Annotated in this window: 30 protein-coding genes; 13 read left to right on the forward strand and 17 right to left on the reverse strand. The window is 61.0% G+C overall.

All coding sequences use genetic code 11. The annotated features are described in order from the left end of the window. Positions 1-9 precede the first annotated feature (9 nt). The 4 genes from HGK27_RS31285 (at position 10) to HGK27_RS08775 (ending at position 2573) form a co-directional block, all read left to right on the forward strand. Entirely contained in the window at positions 10-366 is a 357-nt protein-coding gene (locus HGK27_RS31285; RefSeq protein ID WP_206240182.1) for a transaldolase family protein, read from the forward strand. After that, the gene (gene tal / locus HGK27_RS08765) at positions 326-1246 is read left to right on the forward strand and encodes a transaldolase (RefSeq protein ID WP_206240183.1); all 921 of its coding nucleotides are present in this window, start codon (positions 326-328) and stop codon (positions 1244-1246) included. The genes HGK27_RS31285 and tal overlap by 41 nt, the downstream gene beginning before the upstream one ends. Positions 1247-1323: 77 nt before the next feature. After that, positions 1324-1989 (forward strand): HAD family hydrolase, encoded by a 666-nt coding sequence (locus HGK27_RS08770; protein WP_206240184.1) that lies wholly within the window; start codon positions 1324-1326, stop codon positions 1987-1989. 404 nt (positions 1990-2393) lie between these two features. Next, complete coding sequence (locus HGK27_RS08775; protein WP_206240185.1) at positions 2394-2573, forward strand: hypothetical protein; 180 nt, start codon at positions 2394-2396, stop codon at positions 2571-2573. Positions 2574-2626: 53 nt separating this feature from the next. Here the strand turns inward: HGK27_RS08775 and HGK27_RS08780 are convergent, their stop codons facing one another. The 7 genes from HGK27_RS08780 to HGK27_RS08810 all read right to left on the reverse strand — a co-directional run bounded on the left by HGK27_RS08780 (position 2627) and on the right by HGK27_RS08810 (position 9639). Continuing rightward, a complete protein-coding gene (locus HGK27_RS08780; RefSeq protein WP_206240186.1) occupies positions 2627-3043 on the reverse strand; it encodes an NUDIX hydrolase in 417 nt (138 codons plus the stop codon). Positions 3044-3238: 195 nt separating this feature from the next. After that, entirely contained in the window at positions 3239-3613 is a 375-nt protein-coding gene (locus tag HGK27_RS08785) for a response regulator (RefSeq protein WP_206240187.1), read from the reverse strand. Positions 3614-4156: 543 nt separating this feature from the next. Continuing rightward, positions 4157-5851, reverse strand: coding sequence for a c-type cytochrome (locus HGK27_RS08790; RefSeq protein WP_206240188.1), 1695 nt, complete (start codon positions 5849-5851; stop codon positions 4157-4159). Between the two features lie 65 nt (positions 5852-5916). Next, the gene (locus HGK27_RS08795) at positions 5917-6750 is read right to left on the reverse strand and encodes a chromate resistance protein ChrB domain-containing protein (protein WP_206240189.1); all 834 of its coding nucleotides are present in this window, start codon (positions 6748-6750) and stop codon (positions 5917-5919) included. 14 nt (positions 6751-6764) lie between these two features. Further along, positions 6765-7481 carry a superoxide dismutase gene (locus tag HGK27_RS08800; RefSeq protein WP_206240190.1) on the reverse strand — a complete coding sequence of 239 codons (717 nt, stop codon included), beginning with the start codon at positions 7479-7481 and terminating at the stop codon, positions 6765-6767. 14 nt (positions 7482-7495) lie between these two features. Beyond that, complete coding sequence (chrA, locus tag HGK27_RS08805) at positions 7496-8824, reverse strand: chromate efflux transporter (RefSeq protein ID WP_206240191.1); 1329 nt, start codon at positions 8822-8824, stop codon at positions 7496-7498. Positions 8825-9066: 242 nt separating this feature from the next. Further along, positions 9067-9639 carry a peroxiredoxin gene (locus HGK27_RS08810; protein WP_241126953.1) on the reverse strand — a complete coding sequence of 191 codons (573 nt, stop codon included), beginning with the start codon at positions 9637-9639 and terminating at the stop codon, positions 9067-9069. Positions 9640-9878: 239 nt separating this feature from the next. On the opposite strand from HGK27_RS08810, the gene HGK27_RS08815 reads away from it, so the two are divergent. Further along, positions 9879-10280, forward strand: coding sequence for a DUF2177 family protein (locus HGK27_RS08815; protein WP_206240192.1), 402 nt, complete (start codon positions 9879-9881; stop codon positions 10278-10280). Here HGK27_RS08815 and HGK27_RS08820 read toward each other — a convergent pair. Genes HGK27_RS08820 through HGK27_RS08830 form a run of 3 tightly spaced genes read right to left on the reverse strand, consistent with a single transcriptional unit; the run spans position 10255 to position 12625 of the window. Further along, positions 10255-10797: a hypothetical protein gene (locus HGK27_RS08820; protein WP_206240193.1), complete on the reverse strand. Its 543-nt coding sequence runs from the start codon at positions 10795-10797 to the stop codon at positions 10255-10257. The two genes, HGK27_RS08815 and HGK27_RS08820, sit on opposite strands and share 26 nt — an antisense overlap. Then, positions 10794-11819: an SAM-dependent methyltransferase gene (locus HGK27_RS08825; RefSeq protein WP_206240194.1), complete on the reverse strand. Its 1026-nt coding sequence runs from the start codon at positions 11817-11819 to the stop codon at positions 10794-10796. The genes HGK27_RS08820 and HGK27_RS08825 overlap by 4 nt, the downstream gene beginning before the upstream one ends. Beyond that, the gene (locus HGK27_RS08830; protein ID WP_241126954.1) at positions 11819-12625 is read right to left on the reverse strand and encodes a DUF1295 domain-containing protein; all 807 of its coding nucleotides are present in this window, start codon (positions 12623-12625) and stop codon (positions 11819-11821) included. Before HGK27_RS08830 ends, HGK27_RS08825 begins: the two co-directional genes overlap by 1 nt. A 150-nt stretch (positions 12626-12775) precedes the next feature. On the opposite strand from HGK27_RS08830, the gene HGK27_RS08835 reads away from it, so the two are divergent. Genes HGK27_RS08835 through HGK27_RS08850 form a run of 4 tightly spaced genes read left to right on the forward strand, consistent with a single transcriptional unit; the run spans position 12776 to position 16765 of the window. Then, positions 12776-14083 carry an NAD(P)/FAD-dependent oxidoreductase gene (locus tag HGK27_RS08835; protein WP_206240196.1) on the forward strand — a complete coding sequence of 436 codons (1308 nt, stop codon included), beginning with the start codon at positions 12776-12778 and terminating at the stop codon, positions 14081-14083. Continuing rightward, positions 14080-14886 carry a DUF1365 domain-containing protein gene (locus tag HGK27_RS08840; protein WP_206240197.1) on the forward strand — a complete coding sequence of 269 codons (807 nt, stop codon included), beginning with the start codon at positions 14080-14082 and terminating at the stop codon, positions 14884-14886. Before HGK27_RS08835 ends, HGK27_RS08840 begins: the two co-directional genes overlap by 4 nt. Next, entirely contained in the window at positions 14877-16103 is a 1227-nt protein-coding gene (locus HGK27_RS08845; RefSeq protein ID WP_206240198.1) for an SAM-dependent methyltransferase, read from the forward strand. Before HGK27_RS08840 ends, HGK27_RS08845 begins: the two co-directional genes overlap by 10 nt. Next, the gene (locus HGK27_RS08850) at positions 16100-16765 is read left to right on the forward strand and encodes a DUF6134 family protein (RefSeq protein ID WP_206240199.1); all 666 of its coding nucleotides are present in this window, start codon (positions 16100-16102) and stop codon (positions 16763-16765) included. The genes HGK27_RS08845 and HGK27_RS08850 overlap by 4 nt, the downstream gene beginning before the upstream one ends. A 4-nt stretch (positions 16766-16769) precedes the next feature. Here the strand turns inward: HGK27_RS08850 and HGK27_RS08855 are convergent, their stop codons facing one another. Next, complete coding sequence (locus HGK27_RS08855; protein ID WP_206240200.1) at positions 16770-17483, reverse strand: anti-sigma factor; 714 nt, start codon at positions 17481-17483, stop codon at positions 16770-16772. After that, entirely contained in the window at positions 17480-18031 is a 552-nt protein-coding gene (locus tag HGK27_RS08860) for a sigma-70 family RNA polymerase sigma factor (protein WP_206240201.1), read from the reverse strand. Before HGK27_RS08860 ends, HGK27_RS08855 begins: the two co-directional genes overlap by 4 nt. A gap of 122 nt (positions 18032-18153) precedes the next feature. On the opposite strand from HGK27_RS08860, the gene HGK27_RS08865 reads away from it, so the two are divergent. After that, positions 18154-19023: an alpha/beta hydrolase gene (locus tag HGK27_RS08865; RefSeq protein ID WP_206240202.1), complete on the forward strand. Its 870-nt coding sequence runs from the start codon at positions 18154-18156 to the stop codon at positions 19021-19023. Between the two features lie 358 nt (positions 19024-19381). Here the strand turns inward: HGK27_RS08865 and HGK27_RS08870 are convergent, their stop codons facing one another. From HGK27_RS08870 to HGK27_RS08890, 5 genes are all read right to left on the reverse strand, one after another. Beyond that, positions 19382-19645, reverse strand: a complete 264-nt coding sequence (locus HGK27_RS08870) for a GlsB/YeaQ/YmgE family stress response membrane protein (RefSeq protein WP_206240203.1) — start codon at positions 19643-19645, stop codon at positions 19382-19384. Positions 19646-19714: 69 nt separating this feature from the next. After that, on the reverse strand, positions 19715-20452 hold the full coding sequence (gene aqpZ / locus HGK27_RS08875; RefSeq protein WP_206240204.1) for an aquaporin Z: 738 nt from the start codon (positions 20450-20452) through the stop codon (positions 19715-19717). A gap of 260 nt (positions 20453-20712) precedes the next feature. Then, entirely contained in the window at positions 20713-21087 is a 375-nt protein-coding gene (locus tag HGK27_RS08880) for a hypothetical protein (RefSeq protein ID WP_206240205.1), read from the reverse strand. Positions 21088-21119: 32 nt separating this feature from the next. Further along, positions 21120-21539, reverse strand: a complete 420-nt coding sequence (locus tag HGK27_RS08885; protein WP_206240206.1) for a BLUF domain-containing protein — start codon at positions 21537-21539, stop codon at positions 21120-21122. Between the two features lie 20 nt (positions 21540-21559). After that, positions 21560-22192, reverse strand: coding sequence for a response regulator transcription factor (locus HGK27_RS08890; protein ID WP_206240207.1), 633 nt, complete (start codon positions 22190-22192; stop codon positions 21560-21562). A gap of 183 nt (positions 22193-22375) precedes the next feature. Here HGK27_RS08890 and HGK27_RS08895 point away from each other — a divergent pair, with 183 nt between their 5' ends. From HGK27_RS08895 to HGK27_RS08905, 3 genes are all read left to right on the forward strand, one after another. Further along, entirely contained in the window at positions 22376-23389 is a 1014-nt protein-coding gene (locus HGK27_RS08895) for an IS110 family RNA-guided transposase (RefSeq protein WP_206240208.1), read from the forward strand. A gap of 1036 nt (positions 23390-24425) precedes the next feature. Further along, complete coding sequence (locus HGK27_RS08900; RefSeq protein WP_206240209.1) at positions 24426-25799, forward strand: putative bifunctional diguanylate cyclase/phosphodiesterase; 1374 nt, start codon at positions 24426-24428, stop codon at positions 25797-25799. Beyond that, complete coding sequence (locus tag HGK27_RS08905) at positions 25796-26521, forward strand: LysM peptidoglycan-binding domain-containing protein (RefSeq protein ID WP_206240210.1); 726 nt, start codon at positions 25796-25798, stop codon at positions 26519-26521. The genes HGK27_RS08900 and HGK27_RS08905 overlap by 4 nt, the downstream gene beginning before the upstream one ends. The last annotated feature ends 37 nt before the right edge of the window (positions 26522-26558 follow it).

Consider the following 26558-nt stretch of genomic DNA (forward strand, 5'->3'; position numbering starts at 1 on the left):
GGACGATCCATGACTTCACCCTATCCAAGCCTGGCTCAGGCGGGCGTTGCCCTCTGGCTCGACGATCTCAGCCGCTCCAGAATCCTGTCCGGTGACCTTGCTCGCCGTGTCAGCGCCGGTGATATCGTCGGTGTCACCACCAACCCTACAATCTTTGCGAAATCGATCAGCGCCGGATCCGGTTACGAAGAGCAGGTCAAGGAGCTTGCGCTGCGCGGGACGGCCATTGGCGAGACGTTGCGCTTGCTGACGGGATGGGACGTGCGCGCAGAATGCGATATTCTGAGGCCAACTTTCGATGCGACCCCAGGGCCGCGACGGACGTGTGTCGATCGAGGTCGATCCGCGCATTTCCGCCGACGCTGAGCGAACGAAAGCCGAAGCAAGGGGGTTGTGGTGGCTGATCGATCGGCCAAACCTCTTCATCAAAATCCCCGCCACGCAGGCGGCCCTGCCGGCGATTACCGCCGCCATCGCGGAAGGCATCCGCGTCAACGTCACCTTGATCTTCTCCCTTAGCCGGTACGAGGCAGTCCTCGACGCCTTCATGAAGGGACTTGAGCAGCGTGCCGGTCGCGGCGAGACTCTGGACGGGATCGAGAGCGTCGCATCGTTCTTCATCAGCCGGGTCGACACCGAAGTGGACAAACGGCTGGACGCTGTCGCCCAGGCTGGCAATGCGGAAGCGAAGGCGAGAGCCGAAAAACTGCACGGCCAGGCTGCCATTGCCAACGCAAGGCTGGCCTATGAGATGTATGAGGAGGCCAAGGTTTCCGAGCGCTGGCAAGCGTTGGCGGCCAAGGGCGGGTCGTTGCAGCGCTTGTTGTGGGCCTCGACCGGGGTGAAGGACAAGGCATTTCCGGCAACCCGCTATGTTACCGAGCTCGTCGCGCCCGATACGGTCAACACAATGCCGGAAGCAACGCTGGGTGCAGTCGGCACATTCGACCAACCGATTGTCGACCGGGTGTCGGGCAGCTTCGAGGCAGCCCGGATCATCGCCAAGAATCTCGCAGCGACCGGTATCGATCTGGAGGATGTGGCGCAGACGCTCGAGCGTGACGGTGTTGCTGCGTTCGTCCAGAGCTGGAACGAATTGGTCGCTTCGGTGGAAAAGCAGATCGAAAACGCCGGGGGGGACGTCATGCCGGCTGGAGATGTCACACCGGCGACCGGCGCCGATGCGGCGTCACCAACGCCGGCTGCTGCTGCGCCCGTGCAGTCTGCGGCTGGATCGCAGGCATGACCGCTCCGATACAGGCCATATCATCGCTACCCGAGTTAGGCGGGATTGACCGCGCCACACATCTTTGGAGCAAAGCCATGCGGATCAAGGCGGTTTTGTTCGACATCGACGGGACGCTGGTCGACAGCAATGACTTCCACGTCATCGCCTGGGAAGCAGCATTCGCCAGCGTCGGCGAAACGTTTGATCGCCAGATGATCCACGATCAGATCGGCAAGGGGACGGACATGCTCGTGCCGACCCTGTTGCCTGACCTCGATGAAGCTGCGCAAAAGAGGCTCGGTGAGGTTCACGGAGCAGTCTTCAAAACGCATTTCCTTGAGGCCGTGAAACCGTTCGCCCAGGCCCGCGCCTTGCTCGCGCATGCCCATGGATCGGGCCAGCAGATCGTGCTGGCTTCGTCTGCCTCGGAGGCCGAACTCGATCACTATCTCGACTTGCTGGATGTTCGCGACCTCGTGGATGCCACGACAACCAGCGATGATGTGAAACACACCAAGCCTGCTCCCGACATCTTCGCCGAGGCACTCGCCAAGCTGTCAAATGTCAGCGCCGAGGAGGCGATGGTAGTGGGCGATACGCCTTATGACATGCAGGCGGCCAACAAGGCGGGGATCGCAGCCGTTGGGCTCAGATCGGGCAAGTTCTCTGACGACGCGTTGTGGAATGCCGGTGCCATCGGGATTTACGATGATGCCGCAGCCCTGCTTGAGGGTTACGCTGACTCGCCGCTTGGGCGCTGATGCAGGTGGACGGCCCATACTTAATCGACGACGGTTAGTGCAGGGCGATTTTGCAGCATCATCTCGTTCATTTCGGATACCGATCAGTTTTCTAACACAGTTGATGGAATTCACGCTCCGCTGTTGCCGCGACGGCGATACGTCTTTGACGAAAAAACCTTTTTGTTTCCTATTGCAGCGAGGCGCGGGTTGTTTCCATTTTTATTTTTGCAAAATCTAGCGAAACAAAGAGGTCATCACGAAGCTGCTCAATTGTCATTGGGATCAATTTATTCTCAGGTCAGTTACTATTTCGAAGGGCGCCATCCCTGTCCTCCGTCTGCTGCGATCTTGTGAATGGTTGGTTCGCCTTCACGGGGTCGAAGAAGCTGGCGCTTGCAATCTCATATCTTGAGGAATTCGATATGGTTGAGACTAGTGGCCGACCGGATAGCGGCGACAATGTGCGCGGCAAAAAGAAACCGGAACTTGCGGGCGGAGGTGAGGACGAAAGCAGCACCTCACACGAAGGCAACGATGATCACCTGCACGAGGATCAAAAACCGCTCAACAACGCGCCAAAATCGTCCAAAGCCGCCGGATAAGCCAGATCGCCAGGAAAAGTCGCGAGCGTCTTACCCGCCATGGACGCCTTGGCTCAAGTGATTGGCGCCACAATGGTAGCAAAGGTCTTCAAGGCAGCGCGGAAATGTGGCGGCTTAACCATCCTGATCGCCTCTTCAAGGTGAACCCAGCGGCGTTGGCGCTGGAACATCTCTGGCCAGATCATCACGAGGTCAACGACCTCCATGGCAAAAATTTGCATGTGATCGCTCGGGCCGGCGAGGTTTTTCTCCGGCGCCGGCAGATCCACCCGAGCTACGAGCGCCTGATCGATCGTGCCTCGAGCGCCGGCCTCTTCATAGACCTCCTCCTGAGCAGAGACTGCCGGCGTCTTTCCCAGCTTGACCTTGCCCTTGGGCAGGATCCAGTTCCCCTTACCGCGCGAGGTCACCAGCAGAATGTCAAATCCGCCATGATTCGCTTTGCGGTAGGGAATTGCAGCACATTGCATTGCCAAACTTCGATTTCCCCCTTTCAGTGAACACCCTTTATTGCCATTGCCCCGTGAACCGCAAGGCACTGCTGACGTGTCTGACCTATTGGCGGCAAATTTGGCATGAGACGATTGGCTCGATGCCTCTTTTAGCGCTCTGTCCCAATCGAGGGACTTGAATGCAGTCTCATCCCATTGAGAAATCTGCCGACCTCAGGAAGCGCCCTCGATTAGAAGGCGTTCCATTTCTGCAAAAACACGCTCGGTCGAGATTGGCTTACTCAGCACCGGAGCGCCCCCATGGTCTGACCCGGCATCGCGACGGTTATGAGCGGTGAGGATCACATATGGAATGCCTCGCTCATTCAGGCAGTCGGCAACGGGCTGAGATGATTGGTCTTTGAGCGTCAGGCTGATGACGGCCGCATCAAGCTGTTCATGCTCTACAAGCAAAAGGGCTGCGGCCAGATCGGCCACTGGGCCGATGGGCACCCCGCCGCGTGCAATCAGGTCTTCGGCCAGCTCAGCACCGATGAAGCAGGCACTTTCCGCCAGCAGGATGGCTTTACCTTGGAGAGAGTCCGACATGGTCTTTCCTTGTCGTTGGGCGTCGGGATCGACGCCAGACCGGCTCTTCTGAGCTGGCAGGTCGAGCGCGACAAAGCATCCAACCCAGCAAGGCTCGGACTGGTCGGAAAGCCGGTCGCGGAAAGGCTGCGATTTTGATTATTGAGATCCGAACATAATGTGCTCCTCCGGTTGCAAGCGGGAGCACATAGAATCTCTCGGTCACCGAAGCCTGCAGGCGTTCATACGGCGATAGCGTAACCTACCATGATGGCGTGCCGCAGCCCAACGGAATCTGAAAGAGCCAGTGCTTTCATCGGGTGCCTGGCACAAGCTAGCTGATCAACCGGGGTAACTATGTAGCCCGGCTTGCTGCCAAGTGTAAACCGGGCTGGCTTTGCCTGAGGCTGCAGCTGTCTCGGTTTCTGGATGAACGGAAGGCGCTTCTAACGGGCGCACCTCGGCCATCGAACGGCGGTTTCCGGACCAAAACCCTAGAAAGCCGCCATTTGCTTATCATGCGTGGCCGACCCGCCCATCGGCCAGTGTCTGACCCTAAGGCGGCTACTGATCAACTCTCCACGGCGAGCTATCCGCCCATCCCTTGATCGCAGCGGTGGCCCATGCCGGTGTCTTGTCCTTGTGACAGGCGTTGCAAGCATTGGGGATACCGAGCTTTTCAGTCTGCGATGGCATGACGAAGCGGAATGTATGGCTGGCCACGTTCACCTTGCCCACAGTCTGCGCGATCTTGGGCATATGGCAGGCCACGCACTGACTGCCTGGACTGCCCGGCAGGTGATGCGTATGGGCCTCGATGGTGTCAGCATGTGGCCCGTTCTGGGTGTTGGGGCCGTGGCAGGACAGGCAAACTTCGGTCACCGGCTTGCGCAGCATCGCCTCATTTTTGCTACCATGCGGATCATGGCAGCTGAAGCAGGTGACACCCCGGGCATACATCAGGCTCTGCACAAAATCATTGCCCTGCATGCGATTCTTGTGGGCCGTGCCGTCGGGGAAGTGGGTGAAGCTCATCTCGCCCAGCTTGTGATCCTCCAGCTTCCAGAAATCCGATAGCTTCAGTCCGGCATGGTAGCCCACTGGCCAGTCGTAATATCTTCCGCCAATCGGGTTCTTGAGCGGTTGCCCCTGCGAATGGCACTGAATGCAGGTGTCGTTCGCCTTCACATAGCCTTGCCGGGCCGGGTTGAGGATGTTGACCATCACGGGATTGCCCACATGGGCGCTGCCCGCGCCATGGCACATCTCGCAGCCGACATTCCATTCGGCCACCGCCTTGGTGGCGATGTTGTAATTCACCGAATGGCAGCCATCGCAGAGCGGACCGGTGGGGCGATTGCTGTTATCGCCCTTGTCGGGATAGTGCGAAGCCCACCAGTCGCCCCCCTTGTCGGGCACGTGATAGGGGAGCCATTTCTTGTTGATGATGTCCCACTGCACCGGGAAGGGCGTGTAGGTGTCTCCGGATTTCTTGAAATAGCGCTGCTTCCAGTGGCTACCGTAGACCAGCGCAACATCGCTGACCTTGAACTTCACCAGCGCATCGGGCTTCGAAAAATCGGGGATGATGGCATCGGGGTGCTGTTTGGGATCGCGCACCACGTTGGCCATGCGGGTCTTGGCCCATCGCGCATAGATCTCCTGATGGCAGGTCTGGCAGGTCGCGGACCCTACATAATGGGCGTCGCGCACCGCCGCTTCCTGCTGCGGCGCGATGGCGCCCGAGACTGGTGGCCCGCCGAGCATGGCAACGGGAGGAAGGCTGCGCAGATAGGCCACCAGACGCCAGATCTGGTCATCGGGCATGTTCCAGGCAGGCATGGCGGTGTTACGGATGCCGTTACGGATGTGGTAGAACACCTCTCCATCACTCAGCGAGGGAAGCAGCGCGTGGAGCGCTGGCGGGCGGGGATATTCTCCGGCCCCCATCTCCGTCTTTCCGCCTCCATCATAGGCATGGCAGGACGCGCATTTCGCCGCGAAAAGATCATGTCCGGCAGCGACCGCCGCTGGATCGGGATGCTCGCTCAGCGGGTTCTTCGCTGCCTTGGCCGAAGCTGGGACGCTGTGATGCAGAAGCCAGGTGGCGGTCACGGTTTCAAGGCTGGGTGGCTCCTGCCGCGCCACCGACAAGCCCGGCAGAACCCATTGAAAGCCCGCGAGCGCAAGGGTGAACAGAACAGCGGCGCTGAGGATCAGCCAGTGCTTGCGGGCAGCAGCCAAGGGATTCCATGACATCACACTATGCTCCATCGCCTGCAGCAGCAGGTGGTCTGTTCAAGCCTTGCGCGAAGGGGCGGCCCTCACGCGGTCTCCCGCTTCTTTGATCTGTGCGACGCCCAGCCATGCGTTTCGTCGGTTGCGTCCCGGCTCCAGCGATAGAGTGCGTCATAGATCAGCATGCCAGCCTCAAGCTGCTGGTGGTCATCATCGAACATGCGCGACAGGCCAAGCGACAAGGCCAGCAATCCAGGTGCCTCGGGAGCCAGACTCAGTCGGTCCGTATCGGCGCCGCGCACGATGGTTGACAGGCGGTCCAGCGCGGGCAGATCCGCAAGGCCGAAGTCCCGCATCATGGCGTCGAAGGTGCAAAGCTCGCCACGATGTTTCCAACGCAGCCCGTCGCTGTCGACATCGAAGGGCGTGGCGCCGAAGGCCAATGCCACGGATTCGATCTCGGCGGGAGCCGCGAAGAGGAAGATCGCATGGGGATCGACAAAGCGACGGATCAGCCATGGGCAGGCGATGCGATCGACCTTGGGGCGGGCCCGGGTCACCCAGAGTGTGCGCCCCTGAGTGTCCCGTTCGGGCAATGCCTCTGCGTTGATCACCGCCATCCGCTCGGCCTGCCAGTCCACCATGCCGCCCTCCAGGATCTGGGCATCGGCGCCGTGGTGTCGGAGCCAGGCCGCAACGCCGGGGCTAATCGCCCTGCCGTTATGGCAGAGCACGACAACCTCGCGACGGGCGTAGGCGGCGCCCCAATCGGCCACCTCCGCCCCATTGCGAAAGATCGCGGCGGGGAAGAGGCGTCCACCGGTATCCTCCGGCATGCGCAGGTCGATGAGGACCGGGCACCTTGGCGTACCGATCAGGCGCATGAGCTTGGCAGGGCTGATGGCATTGAGTGCGGCCATGGCAGGTCTCTCGCTTAACTGTGGGTTGCGCTCTTGTAGCGCGCATCGACGACGGCCCAATCCACGTTGTGCATGAAAGCATCGACATATTTGGCGGCAGCTGCGCCGTAATCGAGTGCGAAAGCATGCTCATACATATCGAGCACCAGCAGGGGCGCGCTGGTCACAGGGCCATTGGTGTGGTCCCAGGCCCAGTAGTTGTGGAGCGACTTCGTGTAGTGATTCCAGGCCAGGATGCACCAGCCCGAGCCGCCCGCCAGCGCCATGGCGGTGCGGCGGAACTCGGCCTCCCAGGCTTCGAAGCTGCCATGGCTACGGGCCAGAGCCTCGCGTATGGTGCCGCTGGCCATTCCGTTGCCGCCCAATTGCTCGAAATAGAGTTCATGCAGGATGACCGAACCGGTGCGATGCAACTCCTCGCGTTTGAGGTCGCCATAGATCATGGGGGGCAGGTCCTTGTCGGCCATGGCGTTGGCAAGGCGCCCTTCCACCATGTTGAGCGCTTTGACCGAGCCCTGATAATTGTTCTCCCAATGCGAGCGGATCAGCTTTTCCGACAGGCGGGGCAGTTTGGTCGGGTCGAAGGGGAGCGGCTTGGGCTGGTGGGCACCGGCGAAGGCTGGACTGGGAGCGGGTGCAGCGCTCTGGGCAGCAGCCTCAATGGGCGCCGCAGCAGCGGCCATGCCGAGGGCGATGGTGCCAAGGGCGTTGCGGCGAGAAAACTCGTTCATGGCAAGAGTTCCAATCACGGGATCAGGGACAGGAGACTGCCGCTGGCGGCGGCGAGGATGAGCACGGGAATGACGGGTTTGCGGGCGCTGATGATCGCCCAGACACAGGCCGCAGCGATGAGGCCCGCCCGCCAGTCGAAGCTGCTCGGGATCGGCAGGCTAAGCGCCATTGGTCCCATGGTGATCGGCTGGAAGTTATGGAACAGCACCTGCAGAGCAAACCAGACGCTCAGGTTGGCGATCACCCCGACGATGGCCGAGGTTACCAGTGCCAGGGCGCCCTTGAGCAGCCGCGCATGCTCAAGCCGCTCAATCCATGGGGCCAGTGCGAAGACCCAGAGGAAGCAGGGGGCAAAGGTCACCCATGTCGTGAGCAGCGCAGCCAGAATGCCTGAGGCGATCGGGGTAAAAGGGGCGGGAGCCCTGAATGCGGCCAGATAGCCGACGAATTGCGTGACCATGATCAGCGGGCCGGGAGTGGTCTCGGCAAGGCCGAGGCCATCGGCCATCTCGGTGGCGCTCAACCAGTGCTGGGTGGAAACGGCCTGCTGCGCCATATAGGCCAGCACAGCATAGGCGCCACCAAAGGTGACCACGGCGAGCTTCGAGAAGAACAGGCCGATTCGCCAGAGCACATGATCCCGACCCAGCAGCGCAAGAACGGCGAGCATGGGCGCGGCCCAGGCAGCCAAGCCGATGATGATCGACCATAAGCTGTGCCGCCATGGGCGAGGCATTCCTGTTGTCGGTCCGGTACCATCCTTGAGTCCCAGCAGTGCGGGGCGCATACGGGCTACAAGAATGCCGATCGCGCCCGCCGCCAGCACCACCACCGGGAATGGAGCATTGAAGAGGAATAGCGCAATAAACGCGACCACCGCCGCGCCCTTGCGAAACGGCGTAGTCAGTGCTTTCCCCGCAATGCGCAGCACGGCCTGCACGACGATGGCCAGCACGGCCGCCTTGATGCCCAGGAACAGCGCGGCAAACCATGCCAGATGGGCTGCCAGCCCATAGAGAACCGATAGTGCAAGAATGACAATCGCGCCTGGGATGACGAACAGCAGCCCAGCGACCAGACCGCCGCGTATCCCGTGCAGCTTCCAACCGATCCATATCGCGAGTTGTTGGGCTTCCGGGCCGGGCAGAAGATGGCAGAAATTGAGCGCGTGGAGGAACTGTTCCTCGCTAATCCAGCGACGTTCCTCGACCAGTTCGCGATGCATCAGCGCGATCTGGCCGGCAGGACCGCCAAAGCTCAGGCAGCCGACGCGAGCGGAAACACGCAACAGCTCGGCAAAATCAGGAGGGCGACCAACTTCACTGTCTTGGGAAAACGTCATGGACCCATATGCCTTTCGCTCCGCAAAAGTGCGGAAGCGTGAAAGGCAACACTTGGGCTGACGCCTGATCGGGAGGTTGCTTGATCCCGATGCCAAGAGACATAATCCATCAGTCGGTTACGGGCAAGCCCGCGCTCGTCCGATCTCGGTTTTCAGGAAATGAATGAGTGACCGCTAAAGAGGGCGAGCTGGATGTTGGAGGGCAGTTTTGTCAGCGACCCCATATGGGTTTGGCGATAAGCTCAAGAAGCAGGATGGGTGCGATGCCATGCCTGAACGGCAGCAAGTGCTTTGGCAACATGATCTTGCGGACTGAAAGCGGAATACATCATCAGGATTTTTCCGTCTGGAGCGATAACGTAGCTGGTCCGATTGGACATTGAAAGCAGCGGCAGTTTGACCTTGTAGGCGGAAATCACTTTACTGCTGGCGACCCCGACGGCGAATTTGTTGCGGCATTCGGTCACAGAAAAGCGGCTGAGCTTGTCGAGCGGATCATGCGACAGGCCGATCACCGTTGCCCCTGAAGCACGGAAGGCCTCTGTGGCGTCGGAAAAATCATGGGCTTCGATGGTACAGCCGCTGGTGAAAGCGGCAGGGAAAAAATAGAGAACCACCGGGCCCTTTTTGAGCGCATCGGCCAGATGAAAGCCAAAAGGTTTGCCCGCCAGAACCGCCTGTGTCTGAAAATCGGGAGCTGCAGCGCCTTGCGGCAAAGCAGCCCTTGCGGGGGTTCCGGGCAGGGCGGCCACAATCCCCGCACCCAGCATCGTGAACAGGGCGACAGGGATCAGGCGTTTGAAGGGAAGGGACATGATTGATCTCCTCTACCCCTCTTACGTCGAGGTGGGCGTTTTGGATGCATCTCTGATGCCCGGCAGCACTTGGAAAAGATCGGAGCCCGCATCCATGAAGGCGCAGTCTCCAATCGAATAGGGCCTGCTCAACCAACGCCAATCCATGGCCGTACCGCTCTTGAAATAAAGGGCAGGGCGGATCGTAAGGGGCTGGGATGTGTTACACCATGGCCTGTTCCCTACACACAAGGCTCCCGATGCGCAGCTTGATCATCACCTATGTCGCCACCGCTCTGGCCTTTCTGGGTTGTGACGCCGTTTGGCTGAGCGTGATGGCCAGCAGGCTCTATCGCCCGCATCTGGGTGATCTGCTCCAGGCCGATTTTGCGCCGGCACCGGCCCTGGCCTTTTACGCCATCTACATCGCGGGCATCATGGTGTTCGCGATTGATCCAGCCCGCGCAGCGGGATCATGGGGCACAGCAGCCTGGCGCGGCGCTTTCCTCGGCCTTGTGGCCTATGCCACCTATGACCTCACCAATCAGGCGACGCTACGCAACTGGCCGCTGACGATCACCCTGGCGGATCTGTGCTGGGGCACCGTGCTGACGGCTCTGGCAGCCACAGTCGGGTTTATCGTCGCGCGCTGGATGGCGTAATAAGCGTCGAGGCAATGATGAGAGACAGGATGGCGGCGCTTGATGCATTCAGGTGCAAGAGCGGCCCGCGCCCGGGTTTGGGGATGGCGGCCCATGCTAAGCCATAGTGCCCGTGCATCAGACCAACTACCGCGTGCAGGGCAATCAGCGCAATCATCACACGCGGCGCTTTGCGAAAAGCGAGCAGCGTGATCAGAAGGGTCGGGATCAGGAACAGTTCCACGCCTGATCCGACCCCCAGCGCCATGCTGGCCAGCATGGCATTGCCCACCCCGGTCACAACCAGCAGCGCTCGCCCGGCTGTGGCGTGCCGTCGCGCCAGTGCAGGCACGGCGATAAAGCAAGGAGTGGAAAGAAAGGTGACGCAAGCCACCCACCAGCTGCCGCCCGCCAGCCATGCGACATACAGCGGATAGGTCGGCTGGCTGGAGGCGACGAGCAGGGCAATACGGTTGCAGCCAGCCGTCAGGGCATCGGGATGGGCGGCATAGGCGCGCAGACGTGCTGGCAGGCTCACGGGGCAGGGCGCAGGAGATAATGGCTGACGCCCCACTCCTCACCCCCATTGTGACCGAACAGCCCGGCGGTGGCCAGATAGAACAGCCGCCAGCGCCGCGCCCACAAAGCGGCCTTCTCACCATAGACCGAGGCGAGCACGAGATCGATGGCAGGCCGGTTGGCATCGAAATTTTCCAGCCAGAGATCGGCGGTGCGCTGGTAATGCCGTCCGCTCCAGCGCCAGGACTGTTCCAAGGTGAAACTCTCCGGAAAATGCTCGATCAGGCCATGGCTGGGCATGATGCCGCCGGTGAAGAAGTGCTGGGCGATCCAGTCCGTCTTGTCAGCGGTATCGAAGCGATAGGGCTGGCTGCGATGACTGAAGACATGGAGGAACAGGCGGCCCTCAGGCATCAGCCAGCTGCGTGCACGGGCCAGAAGTTTCTGCCAGTTGGCCATATGCTCGAACATTTCGATCGAGACGACGCGGTCGAACCGGCCTTCAGGGGCAAAGTGGTTCATGTCGCAGGTGATGACGGTGAGGTTGGTCAGGCCGAGGGCCGTCGCCTGCTGCTCGATAAAATGGCGCTGCGGGGCGGAGTTCGACACTGCCACGATCCGCGCCATCGGCAGGCGCTGCGCCATGAAAAGCGAGAGCGAGCCCCAGCCGCAGCCCAGTTCCAGAATGCTTTGGCCATCGACCAGCCCGGCATGCGCCAGCGTGGCTTCCAGTGCAGCGACCTCTGCCTCAACCAGCGTCTCTTTGCCGGTGGGGAACAGGCAACAGGAATATTTCCGGCGCGGTCCCAGCGTCAGCTCGAAAAAGCGCGGGGGCAGTTCATAATGTTGCTCGTTGGCGGTGTCGGTATGTTCGGCGATGGGATGCTGCGCCATAGTGCGGGCAAAGTCGGCATCGTGCTCGTCTGGGTCCGTCAGGCTGCGACGCCGCATGCGGACCAGCAGTTCGATCCCGGCGCGGGTCAGGCGATCAGGCAACGGAGCGGTCTCGGCGGCGCGGATAAGTGTGGCGACAGCGTTCATCAGGATTCTCCTGTGGGATGAGATCGGGGGATCGGCCAGAAAGGGCGCACGTGCCTTTGGTGCGCGCGAAAAGCATCCCCGCGTGAGCGCAGCATATGCGCCTCCAGCGGCGGAATGCCCGAGACATGGACGAGCAGCCAGTACATGAACACAGGCCCGATCAGCGCCAGCCAGCCTTCTGCCCAATGGCCGTCCGGCCCTATGGCGATCAGCGCATAGGCGATCCACCCCAGCCATTCGAAGAAGTAATTGGGGTGGCGCGACAGGCCCCATAAGCCGCTTTCGCAAATCCGCCTCCGATTGTCGGGGGCCTTGCGGAAGGCGCGCAATTGGGCATCGGCCACGCCTTCGCCGATCACCGCCAGCAACAGCAAGATTGCACCCACGCCGTCGCTCCACACCGGGACAATGCCGGGGCGATGGGCCGCCAGCATGACGCAGACCACCAGCAACCAGCCTGCGACGGCCTGAATTTGCAGAAACAGGAACAGGCGAAGCGCAAACCGTTCCCCCCATTCCCGCCGCAGTTCGGCATAACGCGGATCGTCGCCGTGCCCCGCCGTGCGCAAGGCGATATGGCCGCCCAGCCGCAGTGCCCATAGTGCCACCATGCCCGCCACCAGACCTTGCCGCAGCGGTATCGTATCCGGCGAAGGGAGCAGCGCCGCGACGGCTCCCACCAGGCCGACCGCCAGCGACCAGATCACATCGATCCAGCCCGAGCGCCCCGGATGGCGTGCGATGCACCAGGCTCCGGCCATGATGATCGATAAGGCGCCGCCGCAAAGGGCGGAAAGAAGGGTCATCGTCATGCCCCCAGCTACGGCGCTCAACGCTGCCTGGATGCGTCGATGCAAATATTTTCTCATCCCCCAGGCATCCGCAGCCCACTCGCCCCCGTAGCTGCACAGCGACAGGCAAGAGGGCTTGCCCGGGAAGAAGGCACGCAAGCGCCCATGAAACAGGATGCGACCCTTGATATCGCGGTGGTGGGCAGCGGCATTTCCGGCCTGTCGGCAGCGTGGTTGCTGGCCCGCCGCCACCGCGTCACCCTGTTCGAGGCCAATGGGCGCATAGGCGGCCACAGCCATACGGTGATGTTGGGGGATACGCCGGTCGACACCGGCTTCATCGTCTACAATGAGGCGACCTATCCCAATCTCACCGCGATGTTCGCTCATCTCAAGGTACCGACCCAGCCTGCGGAGATGAGCTTTGCCGTCTCGCTCGACCATGGTAGGCTGGAGTATGCGGGCACCGATCTGGGCGGGCTCTTTGCCCAGAAGCGTAATCTGGTGTCTCCCCGCTTCTGGTCAATGCTGCGCGATCTGGAGCGCTTCTATCGCCGCGCCCCGCGCGATCTCCGCGCGCTGGGTGATACACCCTTGGGCGCCTATCTCGATCTGCTGGGCTGCGGCGAGGCTTTCCGTCAGGACCATCTCTATCCCATGGCCGCCGCGATCTGGTCGACTCCGGTCTGGGACATTCCCTATTATCCCGCCGCCGCCTTCATCCGTTTTTGCGAAAACCATGGGTTGCTCAAGCTGGGGCGCCGTCCCCAATGGCGCACGGTGACCGGAGGCAGCCGCGCCTATGTCGAACGGCTGACTGCACCCTTTACCGACAGGATCATCACGAACCGCCCGGTCCGAAAAATCCGCCGCGATGACCGGGGCGTGATGATCCATGCAGGGGATAGCATGCAGCGCTTCGACCATGTGGTGATCGCCACCCATGCCGATCAGGCGCTGAAGCTGCTAGAGGATGCCGATGGGGCCGAGCGGCGCATGCTGGGTGCCTTTGCTTATCGCCGCAATGAAGCGGTGCTGCATTCCGATCCGCGCGTGATGCCCCGTCGCCGCCGCGTCTGGTCGAGCTGGAACTATGCCTCGCAAGTGGGGGAGGGCGATCCCGGCCTGTCCGTTACCTATTGGATGAATCGCCTGCAGGGGCTGCCCGACAGTCTGCCGCTGTTTGTAACGCTCAACCCGCTGGTCGAGCCCGAGCCCGCGCTGGTGCATCGGCGCGAGATCTATCACCACCCCATCTTCGACAGCAAAGCCGGGCGAGCACAAGGCGATCTGTGGTCACTGCAGGGCGAGCGCAACAGCTGGTTCGCCGGTGCCTATTTCGGAGCAGGCTTCCACGAGGATGGCTTGCAGGCCGGGTTGGCGGTCGCCGAGCAGTTGGGCGGCCTGCGCCGGCCATGGGCCGTGAAAAATGAATCCGGCCGCATCACCCTCTCGCAGGGGCAGCCGGCATGAGCGGAAACAGCGGCCTCTATGTCGGTCACGTTATGCATCGTCGGCTGCGGCCGCGTCGTCATGCCCTGCGCTATGGCGTGTTTTCGCTGCTGCTGGATCTCGATGAGATCGATGCGTTGGGCCAAAGGCTGAGGGTCTTCTCGCGGGGGCGCTTCAACCTTTTTTCCTTCCATGACCGCGATTATGGCGATGGCAGCGATCAGCCCCTGCGCACGCAGGTCGAGCGCCATATGTGGGCCGCGCGCATCGTGCCCGATGGCGGAGCGATCCGCCTGCTGACCATGCCGCGCATTCTCGGATTTGCATTCAACCCGTTGAGCGTCTTCTTCTGCCATGGTCGCGATGGCGCGTTGCGGGCCATCCTTTATGAGGTGAACAACACCTTCGGCCAACGCCACAGCTATCTGCTGCCAGTCGACTGCGAACAGGCAGCGCCCCAAGCCGGACAGATCCGGCAGAGCTGCGCCAAGGCCTTCCATGTCTCGCCCTTCATGGGGATGGACATGCGCTACGATTTTCTGGTGAAGCCGCCTGTCGACCAGTTGTCGATCGGCATTGCGGTGTGCGACTCGCTTGGACCCGTGCTGCTCGCCTCGCAGGAGGCAAAGCGTAGACCGCTGAACGATGCGGCCCTGTTGCGGGTGTTCGTCACCCATCCGCTGCTGACGCTGAAAGTCGTGGGCGGCATTCTCTCGGAGGCCGCTCGCCTGTGGGTCAAACGCGTGCCGGTGCACGATTGCCCCGCGCCGCCCGATCATTCCGTTACCATCCCCAGCCAGCCACGCGAGGGCGCATGTATCTGAACCATGAGGCACAGGCCGACATCACCCTGCCCAGAGCGGAGCCGCAACAGGAGGCGCCCTGGCTGATCCGCCGCGCGCTTCGCCATCTGCATTGCGGGCGATTGACGATCATCCTGCCTTCAGGCGCGCGGATCGACCATGCCGGGGCGATGGCGGGCCCGCATGGCGTGATGGAACTACACAGCAACCGGGCTTTCCGGCGGCTGTTGACGCGCGGCGATGTCGGTTTTGCCGAGGGCTATATCGCGGGCGACTGGAGCAGCCCGGACCTGCCGCAACTGATTGCGCTGGCCGCGCATAATGTGGCTCGGCTCGACAGCACGCTGGAGGGCTTCTGGCCGGTACGAATGTGGCGGAAACTGGGACATCTGCTGCATCGCAATTCGACGCGGGGCAGCCGGCGCAACATCGCCTTCCATTACGATCTGGGCAATGATTTCTACCGGCTGTGGCTCGATGAGAGCATGACCTATTCCTCGGCCATTGCCATCCCGCGCGGGACCACGCTGGAGGCGGCACAGCGCGAAAAGCTGGACCGTATCGCGATGCTGCTGGATCTTTCGGGCGGCGAGGAGGTACTGGAAGTGGGCTGCGGCTGGGGCGCGCTGGCCCGGCATCTGGCACCGGCCTGCCGCCGGGTCATCGGCCTCACCCTCTCGCGCGAGCAGTTGGACCATGCGTGCGTGCAGGTGGAGGCCGGTGACCTGTCGCACAAGATCGATCTGAGATTGCAGGACTATCGCGCCGTCGATGAGCGTTTCGACCGCATCGTCTCGATCGAGATGCTCGAAGCCGTGGGCGAGGCCTATTGGCCCGTCTATTTCGAGAAACTGCGCGCCTGCCTGCGCCCCGGCGGACGGATCGTGCTTCAGGCGATCACCATCCGCGAGGATCGCTTCCCGGCTTACAAGCGCAATCCCGATTTCATCCAGCGCTACGTTTTCCCGGGCGGCATGCTGCCCACGCCGAATCTTCTGGCGCTGCAGGCCGAGCGGGCGGGGTTGACGATCACGGCGCGCGAGATGTTTGGCGCGGGCTATGCCGAGACACTGGCTCAATGGCGGTTGCGTTTCAATGCCGCGTGGCCGCGCATTCAGGCGCTGGGCTTCGAACCTGCCTTCCAGCGGCTGTGGGAATACTACCTTGCCTATTGCGAGGCGGGCTTTCGCACCGGCACCATCGACGTCGGCCTTTATGCACTGGAGGCCCAACCATGACCGGCGCCGTGATCGATCGCCGCGGCATGCTGGCTGGGGCTGCCGCCTTGACTATCGTGCCACAGACGCTGCGTGCCGCCTTGCAAGTGCCACTGGCCAACCGGCTGGGTTTCGACATTTTACGCTCGGGCAAGAAGCTGGGCACGCATATTCTCACCTTCGAGCCCGGCAACGGAACGTTGACGGTCCGGGTGATGGTCGAACTGGCCTTCAAAATAGCCGGGATCACGCTCTATCACTATCGCCACGAAGCAATCGAACGCTGGGAGGGCGAGCGCGTCGTGGCGCTCGACACGCAGACCGACGATAATGGCACCGCCCATCGCGTCACCGCGCGGCGCGAGGGCAATGTGCTGATGGTGGAGGCCGACAAGCTGGCCCGCTATGCTGCGCCCGCCGATGCCCTGCCTGCCACGCACTGGAACCGGCGCGAACTGGACGGCCCCTGGATCAATACCCAGGATGGCAAGATCCTGCGCCCGCATGTCGCCGCGCAGGGGATCGAGAGTATTCCCGCCGCTGGGGGCGCCACATTGCATGCGCGCCGCTATGCGCTGACGGGCGATGTGAAGCTCGATATGTTCTACGATGACCGACAGGGCTGGGCGGGCTTGTCCTTCGTGAAGGGGGGCGCTCCGGTTCGTTACGAGCGGCAGGGCTAAGCGTTTAGCTGGTTGTCGCCATCTTGCCGCTCAGGATCACCGGGCCGGTGGGCAGGCCGGTCGGCGACCCGCCGATGGGTTCGACCGAGACCGCCAGCGTCACCCCTGCCGAGAGCGCAGAAATTGCCGGTTGGGGCACTCTGGCCCATCCCGGCGCCGAGGCGTTCATCACGCCCATTGAACGCGGCTTGCCATCGGCCGGAATGACCCACAATTCAGCCGCATGATCGCCCAGATCGAGCCCATTGGCGGCCGAGGTCATCCGTCCGCTGGCCGAATCGAAGCTGACCGTGACCAAGCCCTGTTTGCCGGTCAACACCGCGACCATCGGCGCGGTGGGGGCCTCACCGACGGGCACACGCACGATGACCTGCGCCGGTTTCTGCATCACCAGCACACCAAGCACCAGCGCCGCCGCACTAGCCGCCATGGTACCGGCCTGCCACCAGCGCAGCGTGGCGCGGGACACAGCGGGACGAACGTCATCATTAACGGGCAGGCGAGCCTCGATTGCGGTCCAGACCGAGGGGCGGGGGGCCTCGCCCGCATCATGGAACATCGCCGCCGCATAATCCTGCCACCGAGCATGGGCCGCAGCGAAAGCATCGTCCCGGATCAAACGCGCCTGCGCCGCGTCACGCTCGGCGCCGTCGATCAGGCCGAAGGCGAGTTCGGCGGCGAGCAGTTCGTCGTCCTCTGGCAGCATGTGGGCGCTCATGACAGGCACGCCCGCAGCTTGAGCAGCGCGCGGCGGATGCGGCTCTTGATCGTGCCGAGCGGCAGGCTGGCCCGTTCGGCCAGATCGGCATAGGTCGAGCCGCTGAAGAAGGCTGTGCGGATCAGGACCGCATCGCCGCCCTCCAGCGTGCCGAGGCAGTGGGCCAGACGGCGCTCATCCTGGCTAGCCTCGATCAGGCTCGGCGCATCGGGCTGCGGGTCGGCGACATCAACGGCCAGTTCGACCGGAGCGGTGGTAATCCTCCCCTTGGCGCGCAGGCGGTCGATCGCGCGGTTGCGCGTCAGCGTGATGAGCCAGGTCATCGCGCTTCCCCGCTCGGCGTCGAACGAGCCGGCTTTTTGCCATACCGAGAGATAGGCCTCCTGCAACACGTCCTCCGCTTCCTGCCTGACAGGCAAGATACGCAGACACACGCCAAAAAGCTTCACGCTGGTGCGGCGATAGATTTCCTCGAAGGCAGCGCGGTCGCCGGTGGACACACGTTTGAGCATCAGAACCAGAGTGGCGTGATCATTTTCCGAAAACATCGGCGCTGTGCATCCATTCTGACCTGCGGGACGTATCGCTCTTGCAAGGCACAGTAGAGGAGCCTTCGCGCTTGGCAAGGTGGAGCGACGGGCAAGATGAAGGTAAGCGAGAGGCGCATGATATGAAAGCGCGACGGGCCGTTTTGGCCGTTCTTCTCGCAACGATGGCCTCGGCCTGCTCCCCTCTGCGGATCTTCAACACGGTGATGCCCAAGGATGCGGGCGCGACGCGCGTTGCGCATGGCATGCCCTTCGGCCCGGACAAAAGGCAGACGCTGGATGTCTATGCGCCGCGCGTGCATGGGGCGGGGCAATTGGCGGTCATCGTGTTTTTCTACGGCGGATCATGGAATTCGGGGACGAAGGAGGGCTACAGCTTCCTTGGCCGGGCTCTGGCGGCGCGCGGGTTTCTGGTGGTGATCCCTGATTACAGGCTGGTGCCGCAGGTGCGCTATCCGGCTTTCCTTCAGGACAATGCCGAGGCTGTGCGCTGGATACGCAGCCATGTGAGCGAATGGGGCGGTGATCCGGACCGCCTCATTCTCGCGGGTCATTCGGCTGGAGCTTATAATGCGGCCATGCTGGCGCTCGATCCGCACTGGCTGGGGCAGGATCGCCGGGCTGTGAAGGGGCTGATCGGTTTGGCCGGGCCCTATGATTTTCTTCCCTTCAAGGGCCCGGTCGTAGAGAAGGCATTTGCCGGTGTGGCAGATCCGGTCGCAACGCAGCCGGTGCATTACGCGCATCGGGGCGATCCCCCAGCGTTTCTCGCCACCGGGGACAAGGACACGCTGGTGCTGCCGCGCAACAGCGATGCACTGGCGGAGGGACTGAGATCACACGACGTCTTAGTCGAGCGACGGCGCTATCCGGGGGTTGGTCATGTCGGGCTTATCACAGCTGTAGCAAAGCCTCTGCGCGGCCATGCCAATGTGCTGGAAGACATGACCGCCTTCGCGCGCAAGGTTACCGACGGCCCGGAAAGGATGTGAGGATGTTCCCGGTCATTGGCTGCCGTGGCTTTTATCAGAAGGTGGTCAGGGCCTTTCTACCTTACAGGGCCTCGTCATACCCATTTGGTATCAAGCTATGTGAAGCATGAGCTGTACCAGCGTGTGCCCCGGGCTCGGACAAAGCCGAACGCTGGAAGACTCATGAACTTAAGGCAGCTTTCCACAAGCCCTACTTGAGGCGCCAACGACCGGTCTGTCAGCGATAGCCGGCCTAGGCTCAGGACTAAACACCTAGGGACTGAAGCGCCTTTGATCGTTGTTGCACAGGCGAACGGGACGAGGGGCGCATCAGGCCAAGTCCTTAGACGCGCAGGAAGCGATGGGCAGGGTTGATCTGTTATCGCGTCGTACCGCGCTTGGCCAGATTATAGATTGCAAGCAGGATGATAGCACCGGCCAATGCTACGAGCAGGGTTCTTGGATCGAAGGGATTTTCGGTCAAGTGGCCTTGACCCGAAAAGGTACCGAGCAGGAAGCGGCCGACTACTGATCCAACACAGCCGACAAGTACATTCCAGAGGATGCCGCCGGCTTCGCGCATGATCATGCCGGCAAGCCAGCCGATGATCCCGCCCATGATGAGTGCAATGATGAAATGCATACCTCGACCTTTCGCTAAAGACTAAATAGGAAGCTAACGGGCGCCGCTTGGTGCAGCGCCCTAGGTTTGTCAGCGTGTCAGATCTTCGCCGACCACGGGTGGTGCGGGAGGATCGCCGGCAACGAGACGATAGACGATGCCTCCAACCGAGCCGCCCAATAGGGGGGCGGCCCAGAACAGCCAGACTTGCTGTAAGGCCAGCCCGCCAACCAGCAAGGCAGGGCCAGTCGATCGTGCAGGATTGACCGAGGTATTGGTCACCGGAATGCTGATGAGGTGGATCAGTGTCAACGCAAGGCCGATGGCGATCGGAGCAAAGCCAGAAGGAGAACGGTCGTCGGTTGAGCCCAGAATTACGATCAGGAAGCCTGCTGTCAGTACAATCTCAATCAGAAAACCGGCGTAGAGGCTATACCCGCCAGGTGAAAGCGGGCCATAACCATTCACGGCCAGTCCGCTGGGCGAGAGTTCGAAACCAGGTTTACCGTTGGCGATGCTGAGGAGAAAGGCTGCCGCGACAGTTGCTCCAATGACCTGAGCGACCCAATAGGGTAAGATGTCGCGTGCTGGAAAGCGTTTACCCGCCCACAGGCCGAGTGTGACCGCAGGGTTTAGATGGCAGCCTGATACATGGCCGATTGAATAGGCCATGGTCAAGACGGTGAGGCCGAAGGCCAATGCGACCCCTGTGAAACCGATGCCGAGCGCGGGAAATGCGGCTGCGAGCACGGCGCTACCGCATCCCCCGAAAACGAGCCAGAATGTGCCGAATGCCTCGGCAAACAGTCGCTTGCTTAACGGTACCATTGTCCCCTCCTCGCTTATAGATTCATTATGAAGGCACCATATCATAAGCTCCATGGCAGGAGCGAGAGAGCCTATTTATTCCTGCAATGCCTCCGCAACAAAAGTAAAGAATTGAAAACTTCGCCTTCTCACGAGATGTCAGGACACGCGCTCAGCCGCGCGTCGGTTTGGCCCATATTGGGCTCGTGAGGCAATGCTGCAGAATAATTAGAATATGTATCTAGTCATCTTCGTGCGTTTTATCTCGCACCCCTTGACCGTTAGTCATTTTCAGACCCGCCTAATCGAAAACTCAGCATATGCACTGCTCGATCGCTGGCAGGAACGAACCCCATGCCGGTGTTGCGGCTTTCCTCATTCTCCGAAAAGCGATTGGAAAGGCCAACTGCGCAAAGAATCATCCCCTTTTCGCTCAAGATTTCAGCGGCCTGAAACAGAGCTTTTCTCAGGCTGCGGCGATCTTCGCCACGCACGATATCACCGTTAGGCAAGGTTAGCGCGATAAAGAAACCCTGCAGAACCTTTTGCTTTCCGGAGGTAATGCGGCCCAATCTGAACTTGCAGCTGTGCATTTCTGTTCGAACGGATATGCTGGCCGTTCCGATTTCCCAAGCATCATAGGCAATTTCTGTCATAAGCAACTCTTCAGCTGCCAAAGATCGAATTTCTAAATTACAAAAGATCGTAACATGGAAACAACTTCAGAGGGTGCGGAAGGAATATTACGGACCATGCTCTCGATCTTGTCCGATATGAAAACGGAAGGGCCTACGTAAGCCAGAGACCAATTGCTGAAAATGCGGCAGCTTTGCTGTTCCGTCATAAAGGTCGTGACATTGCGATGCCGCGAATCTGCAAGGATGCTCTGGCGTATTGCGGCAACCCCGTCTGCAGGCCCTTCGAGGAATTGAACAAAGCGGGTGCCGTTAAACAGCAGCGCGCCCGTCACCTGGAGTGATGCATTGCGTTGAATGGATTTCGCAACGATGTCCTCCACCGCTTTTAGGGCCCATGCTGAAGGAAGTGCGCAATGACTGGCGTAAAGCCAGTAATCGAGATTGGGGTGGTGTGGGAGCGGGTTTTGCATGAGAGAGTGCCGTTCGCCTTTCAGGCGGCGTCTTCGCCAGAGATCATAATTCCGGCCAGTGCCGCAAATCGTAACAATGAAGCGAGATTATCCACGCGCAATTTCTGCATCATATTTGCACGATGCATTTCGACTGTCCTTACGCCGATGCTCAGATGCTGAGCGATCGCCCGATTGGTCATGCCAGCGACAATCCCTCTCAGGACGTCTTCTTCCCTACGGGTCAAATGGGCGCGCAAGCCGATAGCCTCGGCGACGGACTCGCGATCAGCAATCTTTGTGGGCAAAAGTTGGAAGGCGTAATCCAGCGCCGCGCGCATTTTGGGCATGGAGCAGGGAATGGCGAGACAATCCACTGCTCCGATTCTTAGTGCTTGCACAGCCTCCTGAATGCTTGGCTCAACGCGCATGACGATGATCGGCATGTCGGACCGCCGCGCCAAAAGCGTGCGTATGACGTCCTGATCGCCTGGTTCTTGCGTACGAATGGCCAAGAGGATGCAACCGGCAGGAAGGCCCTCCACCGCTTGGATCAACTCCCTCTCCGACACAAACGTCCGGATCTCCATCCCTTGATTGCGCAGGTCCAGAGCAAGCCTTCGTCGATAGGCTGCGTCGCTATCCACGAGATAGATTGCATGGTTATCGAACACGCTACAGCATGACCCATTCCCGGTGTGATCGGGCTCATGATTAAAACCTATGGCGCAGTCTAGCTGTCTGCGCTCTGAATAATACCGTATCTATACGGTATTGAACTGATGCGGTGGATGCCCCCTTCACCCGGCATTGTATGATGCTGGTCGGCGCCATGGTGGCGCACGAAGGAGGAAGAGATGGCGGACGCATATATGCTGGCAATCGACCTCGCAAAGCGAAGCTTTCAGGTTTGCGCAACGGATCGCACAGGGTCGGTTCTATACAATCGAGCGATGTCTCGCGCAAAGCTGGAGGCGCTACTAACCGAGCATAGCCATTGTATCGTGGCGATGGAGGCTTGCGCCACGGGCCATTTCTGGGGGCGTACAGCACAAGCGGCAGGTCACGAAGTTCGATTGATCCCGCCAATTTACGTCAAGCCGTTCGTGAAGCGGCAGAAAAATGACGCATCTGACGCAGCTGCGATTGCGGAAGCGGCCCGGCGGCCTGACCTGCACTGTGTGGCCGTGAAGAGTGCAGAACATCAGGCGCGCGCTGTGGCATACCGCACCCATCAATGTTTCGTGAGCCAGCGGACGCAGACGATCAATGCCTTGCGTGGGCATCTTGCCGAGTTTGGGCTGATCTTCGCCCAAGGGACGCCGCACCTTAAAGACATCCAGACTGCTATTCAGGATGAAGCGACCAACCTGCCTGACAGCGTTCGAGACGTGGCTCGCTTGTACCTGGATCACATCGATGTGCTGACAGCGCATATAGACCAGCTCCTGCTCAAGCTGCGCGAAGCTATGCAGGTCAACGCCGAGATGCGGCGTCTATGCACTGTGCCCGGCGTCGGTCTTGTGACAGCCGGAGCTATTATGGCCTTTGCGCCAGACCTGCGCACCTTTGCCAACGGCAGAAACTTTGCAGCATGGCTCGGCCTGGTTCCCCGGCAAAGATCAACAGGCGGCAAAGCCAAGCTGGGATCCATGAGCAAGATGGGGCAAAGCGATATCCGCAAACTTCTCGTCGTCGGTGCTATGAGCAGGATACGATGGATCGTGCGCAAAGGTGTGTTGCCAGACAACTGGCTGGGCCGGTTGATGGGGCGCAAGCCGCGCATGGTGGCCGCCGTCGCTCTGGCCAACAAAATGGCCCGCATCGTCTGGGCGATCATGACGCGAGAGGAGAATTATAAGTTGGCGTGATCGGCTTGTCCGTCAATTAGACGGGGATGTCGTGAGCGCTTGGGGCCTCGGCCCCGGCAAAGAGATCGACTGACAATTATGCGGCAAGAACTTCAAGTTCACGATGTGGTCAACCAGTCCCGGCGCGAGAGCGTCAAAGCTCGCTGAACCGATGTGGCCCACTTCGTTCGAACAGCGTAGCGACCCGTGGCGTCAAGCCACACCAAGAGGCCTGACACACGACCGATTGAAGTGCCATGCCGAAGAAAGTCAGAAAATCCCCTTGCAAAACTGGGGGCATCCACACACGACCCTGTGCGATCCGTTGCGCAAACCTGAAAGCTTCGCTTTGCGAGGTCGATTGCCAGCATATATGCGTCCGCCATCTCTTCCTCCTTCGTGCGCCACCATGGCGCCGACCAGCATCATACAATGCCGGCTGAAGGGGGCATCCACCGCATCAGTCCAATCAACAACCTCTGGTTCGAGCGAAGCCGAAGCAAATTTTAAAGGATCGGTTCAGGCCAATGATAGGTGGGAGCGGTCCTGAAAGCGCCCAAGCCTAGGGTACCTCTGATCCAGCAATTTCTTTTCAATCCCATGCCCTGTGAACTGTTATTGTCTTGCAGTGTCGTTGGATATGAGAGCGGTATCAGCCAGACCAAATGGTGCCCGTTCCTCGATGACATCTTTTTAGTAGGGATCGCCAGGGTAGGTGAGGTGTGGGCGGCCTTTTTGTGCCCTGTCACGGAAATGCATGACCACATCAAAATCAAAAGCGGCATTTACCTATTTGTATCGTTTTGACCGCTAACTCCCAAGAATGCCCGGGCGACAGATAGGAAATTTGCAGAAATGTGCGCGTTTCGCGCCTTGCGTGGCATTCCTCGCCGCTGCTTTCCTGACCGTGACGAAGCATCCATCCGTTCAGGCAATCGCAGGCATCTGTCTTGCCACCCTTGCTGGCATAATGGCTTGGCAGGTGCGGGAACACCGTCTGCTTGCTGCTCTTGCCGACCACCTGGGTTGCGAGCCGGGGCGAGGGTGGGGCAGCGTCTTGGCCCGCGCCACCCATATCGAGAATGAGTTGCGGGCGCTGGGCCGGCGTTCGCCGCAGCGTCATCCGGTATCAGATTTGCCGACGCGCGAGCCGCTTCTTTTGCTGATGGCGGAGGATGGCAGTGGCACGCTGGGCATTATAGCCCTCGAAGATTTCGATCGGCTCTGCGCGCTCGACCCCGAAAAGGCCGATGACATGCTCAAAACACTCGCTTTGCGTTTGTTGCGCATGACAGGGGGGCGGCGCATGGTGGCGCAGGTCGACCGGGCGCGGCTTGCGATCTGGTTGGGGCCGGATGTTGCCGTCTGCGATGCCCATGGACAGTTGGAGGCGATCAGCTACGCACTTCATGCACCGCTGGACGAGGAAATGTCCTTCGCCGGGCAACTGACTGTCCATCATGCCACCTTCGACCATGCGGTGGAAACGCCGCAAAATGCTTTGGCCCGCCTGCTGGCGGTGGTCAATTCGCGGCCGGGGCGTGGCGGCATGGTTCACCGTGTGAATGATGCCGCTGTTTCAAACGATCGCGAGCAATTCGCGCTGGAACAGGATCTGCGCCATGCCCTGACGCGCGGCGAGTTGGAGCTGTGCTATCAGCCCCAGATCGACGCCAGAAAGGGCCGGGTCGCGGGCGCGGAAGCGCTGCTGCGCTGGCGCAGCCCGGTGCATGGCATGGTCTCGCCGATGCGCTTTATCCCCTTGCTGGAGCAGCTTGGGTTGATCGAGGAGGTCGGCCTCTGGGTGCTCAACGCCGCCTGCCGCATGGCCCGGCAATGGCAGGCGCTGGAGCTGGGTAGCCTGTCGGTCGCGGTCAATGTCGCACCGCAACAGCTGGAGGATGCCACCTTTCATGCGCGTGTGCGCCGCACGCTCGAAGCGCAGGGGCTGGCGCCTCAGGCGCTGGAGATTGAGCTGACCGAATCGCAGGCCGTCGCTGACCCCAATCGTGCCGAGCGGCAGTTCACGCCGCTGCGCGCGCTGGGCGTGAAGATCGCCATCGATGATTTCGGCACGGGATTTTCCAGCTTTTCGGCGCTGCGCAAGCTTGATTTTGACAAGATCAAGATCGACCGCGAATTCGTGACAGACGTAGAGCAGCGGCGTGACAGTCAGGCCATTTGCCAGAGCATGATCGCCTTGGCGCGCGGCCTTGGCATCCGCGTGATTGCCGAAGGTGTCGAGCGCGCCGAGGAATATCGCTGGCTGCTGCATCACGGCTGCCACGAATTTCAGGGCTTCTATTTTTCCCGGCCGCTGGCTGGGCCCGATTTCGCCGATTTCCTGCGCAATAGCGCCGGGCTTACTGCGAAGCTGGCTGTCGATCCCCGGCAGTCTCAACAGAAGATTTTACAAAGGTTTGGTTCATGATCCGGCGATTGGCTGGCCAAGGCGCAGCGGCATTTCTTCTGGCCCTTTCGGTGGCGGGCTGTTCGCATGACACAAGGCCCAAGCCTGTGGCCGTCCCTGCGCTGACCGTCACGCCCGAGCGGATCGATGCCATCCAGACAAGCCTGCTGGCGGGGGACCGGAAAGGGGCCGAAAAGCTGCTCAAGGCGCTTCTGAAGCTCGAGCCGATGAACCCCAAGCTGCAGCTGTTGGCTGATTCGCTCGACAAGGATCCGCAGGAGTTGCTGGGCCCCAAAAGCTATCCTTACACGGTCCAGCCGGATGAAACGATCACCGATATTGCTGAGCGTCTACTCGGCAACCGCCTGAAGGCCTATCAGCTGGCGCGCTACAACCAGTTGGCAACACCCGTGGCACTGACGCCGGGGCAGGTGCTGCGCATTCCCGGCGAACTGCCAGTGGCCAAGCCTCAGCCCGCGCCACCCGCGCCCGAAAGGCCCCGCCGCCCGGCTCCTATGGCGAAACCGGCGGCGCCCGCGCCTGTTAAGCCCGTCGTCAATCCCGGTGCCGCGCAGCATCTGCGCGCGCAGGGGCTTGCCGCGCTCAACCGTGGTGCGGTGGGCGAGGCGGTGGGCCTGTTGCGCAAGGCTAGGGCGCTCGATCCCGGCAATGCGCTGATCGCGCGCGATCTGGGCCGGGCCGAGCGGATTGCCGCCACCGTGCGCGCCAGCGCCAAAAAATAGACACATGCTAAATTTTGTTAAGTCCTTTCCCTTAGGA

The sequence above is a fragment of the Novosphingobium terrae genome (assembly GCF_017163935.1).
Taxonomy (GTDB): domain Bacteria; phylum Pseudomonadota; class Alphaproteobacteria; order Sphingomonadales; family Sphingomonadaceae; genus Novosphingobium; species Novosphingobium terrae.